The following is a 3,064-nucleotide window of genomic DNA, read 5'->3' as shown; positions in this document are numbered from 1 at the left end:
CCCTTACTGCGCCGCCTCCACCGTTTCCAGCACCGGATAATCCGTATATCCCTTCGCCCCGCCGCCATAGAACGTCGCCTTGTCCGGCGCATTCAGCGGCGCGCCTTTCTTGAGACGCTCGACCAGGTCGGGATTGGCAATGAACGGCTTTCCGAACGCGATCAAATCGGCGGCGTTGGCCGCCAGCACCTTGGTCGCGAGATCGAAATCGTAGCCGTTGTTGGCGACATAGGCCTGCTTGAAGCGCTTGCGCAACGACGCGTAGTCGAACGGCGCGTTGTCGCGCGGGCCGCCAGTGGCGCCTTCGATGACGTGGATGTAGACGAGTTTCAGCGCATTGAGGTGATCGACGATGTAATCGAACAGCGGCTGCGGGTTGGAGTCGGAGACATCATTGGCCGGCGTCACCGGCGAAATCCGGATGCCGGTCCGATCCGCGCCGGCTTCTGCGGCGACGACCCTGGAAATCTCGAGCATCAGTTTGGCGCGGTTTTCGATCGATCCGCCATAGGCATCGGTGCGCTTGTTGGTGCCGTCCTTGGCGAACTGGTCGAGCAGATAGCCATTGGCGCCGTGGATTTCGACGCCGTCGAATCCGGCCTCCAGCGCATTGGCCGCGCCGCGCCTGAAGCTCTCGATGATGCCGGGGATCTCGTCCAGTGCCAGCGCGCGCGGCTCGGAGATTTCGGTAAAAGTGTTGTTGACAAAGGTCTTTCCTTTGGCGCGGATCGCCGATGGCGCCACCGGCGCGCCGTGGTTCGGCTGTAGCGAGGTGTGCGAGACGCGCCCGACATGCCAGATCTGGATGAAGATCCGGCCGCCCTGCTCATGCACGCGGTCGGTGACCTTGCGCCAGCCCGCGACCTGTTCCTTCGAGTAGATGCCGGGCGTGTCCTGGTAGCCCTGGCCCTGCTGCGAGACCTGGCTCGCTTCGGTGATCAGCAGGCCCGCGGAAGCGCGCTGCCCGTAATAGTCGATCGCCAGCGGATTGGGCACCATGCCGGTGACCGCGCGGTTGCGGGTCAGGGGCGCCATCACCACGCGGTTGGGCAGCGTGATCGGGCCAAGCTTGAAGGGCTCGAAGAGTTTGGTCGGCGGGCTCATGTCTGGTTCCGTAAAAATGAATGGATGCGGCAGAGGTGGGCATTGAAGCCGTCAGCGCAATGCCCTGAGCTATTCGCGGCGCGCAGGTGAGCTGCGCAAGATACCTGTTGTCATTCCGGGGCGCGCAAAGCGCGAACTATGATGTGCAATTGCACATCAGAGAATCTCGAGATTCCGGGTTCAGTCCGGCGGACTGCCCCGGAATGACGGCGAGCGTCAGTTCACCCCCAGAAAGTCGCGCTTGCCGATTTCGACGCCGTTGTGGCGCAGGATGCCGTGGGTGATGGCGGCATGGAAGTAGAAATTCGGAAACGCGAAATTGCTGAGGAACTGCCGGCCCTTCAGCGTCATCATGTTGTTCGGGCCGGCGGGGAAGGTGACCTCCCGCGTGTCGGCGCCGTCGAACTGCGCCGGCTTGAACGATTTGACATAGTCGATGGTTTTCGCAAGCCGCTGCCTCAGCTCCTCAAAACTCTTTTCGGTGTCGGGGGTGGAGGGCACTTCGCTGCCGGCGAGTCGGGCGCAGCTCTTGGCGGCGAAATCGCAGGCGATCTGGACCTGGCGCGTCAGCGGCAGCATGTCCGGATAGAGCCGCGCGCCGAGCAGGACCTCGGGATTGATATTCTTGTTCTTGCAATGCGCCTCGGCCTTGCCGAGCAGGCCGGAAAGGCTACCGAGAATTTGCAGGAAGGTCGGGACGGTGGCGTCGTAGAAGGACATCGGATGCTCTTTTCACGTTGTGGAATATCGTTCGGTGCGGGGACCTGCGGCTCGAAATGGGGCCGCGGAGGGGAAAGTACAACTGATATCACAAGCCCGTCATCGTCAGTTACTTTGTCGTGGCCCACCGCGCATCCGTGCCAGCAATTCGGCGGTCGGCCAGGAATCGGCGGGCAGGCCGTATTTGACCTGCATCGCCTTGATCGCGCCGCGGCTCTGCAGGCCGAGCACGCCGTCGACCTTGCCGACATTGAAGCCTGAGCGCACCAGCAATTGCTGCAATTCGCGGATCTCATTGAACGGCAATTGCGTGACCGGCGCCGACGGAGGCCGCAGCGGCGGGCTGCCGGCGATGCGGGTCGCGAGATAACCGGCGGTGGACGAATAGATCAGCGAATTATTCCACTCGGTATAGGCGGCGAAATTTGCGTAGGCCAAAAACGCCGGACCCGTCCGGCCCATCGGCAACAGCAGCGACGCCGGCATGTCGTCGTTCGCCAGCGGCTTGCCGTCGGGATAGCTGACGCCGAACTGCGCCCATTTCGAACGCGGCAGCTTGATGGTGAGATCGGCCTGGTCCCAGGGAAAACCTGACGCGAGATTTGGCGGCACGCGCACTTCCTGCAGCCACGGCTCGCCGCGCCGCCATTTCAGTCCGTTGGCGATGTAGTTGGCGGTCGAGCCGATCACGTCGGGCGGGCTGCGCAAGAGGTTGCGGTGGCCGTCGCCGTCGTAATCGACCGCGTAGTTGAAATAATGCGTCGGCAGAAATTGCGTCTGGCCGAGCTCGCCGGCCCAGGAGCCGACCATCTCGGGCGGCGAGAGATCGCCGCGGTCGATGATCTTCAACGCCGCGATGGTTTCCTTCGCGAACATTTCCGAGCGGCGGCAGTCATAGGCCAGCGACACCAGCGAGCGCAAGGTCGGCAGGTTGCCCATGTTGGCGCCGAAATCGCTCTCGAGCCCCCAGAACGCCGCGATCACCGCCGGCGGCACGCCATATTCCTTCTCGGCGCGCGCGAACGCGGCCGCGTAGGTCTTGATCCGCGCCTGGCCCTGCTGCATCCGGTAGGGCGCGGCCATGCGGCCGGCGAACTCGGTAAAGATCTGCCCGAATACGCGCTGGCCGCGGTCGCGGTTGACGATGCCCTGGTCGTAGACGAGGTAGGGCGTCGCATCCGCGAGCGTGCGCGGCGACACGCCGGCCGCGACCGCCTGCTGCTTCAACTCGGCGAGGAAG

The 3,064-nt window shown here is 63.7% G+C and carries 3 protein-coding genes; all 3 read right to left on the bottom strand.

Annotation, left to right across the window (positions count from 1 at the left end):
• Nucleotides 1-3: 3 nt before the first annotated feature.
• On the bottom strand, nt 4-1,104 hold the full coding sequence (locus WCE35_RS04145) for an alkene reductase (RefSeq protein WP_424592074.1): 1,101 nt from the start codon (nt 1,102-1,104) through the stop codon (nt 4-6).
• A 216-nt stretch (nt 1,105-1,320) separates the two neighbouring features.
• Nucleotides 1,321-1,824 (bottom strand): DUF1993 domain-containing protein, encoded by a 504-nt coding sequence (locus tag WCE35_RS04140; protein WP_424592073.1) that lies wholly within the window; start codon nt 1,822-1,824, stop codon nt 1,321-1,323.
• Nucleotides 1,825-1,929: 105 nt separating this feature from the next.
• Nucleotides 1,930-3,064 (bottom strand): lytic murein transglycosylase (locus WCE35_RS04135; protein ID WP_424592072.1); only part of this gene is annotated, 1,135 nt, incomplete at its 5' end.

Source organism: Bradyrhizobium sp. (genome assembly GCF_049691595.1).
GTDB lineage: Bacteria > Pseudomonadota > Alphaproteobacteria > Rhizobiales > Xanthobacteraceae > Bradyrhizobium.
The sequence above is the reverse complement of the archived record's forward strand: the minus strand, read 5'-3'. Positions and strand labels throughout refer to the sequence as shown.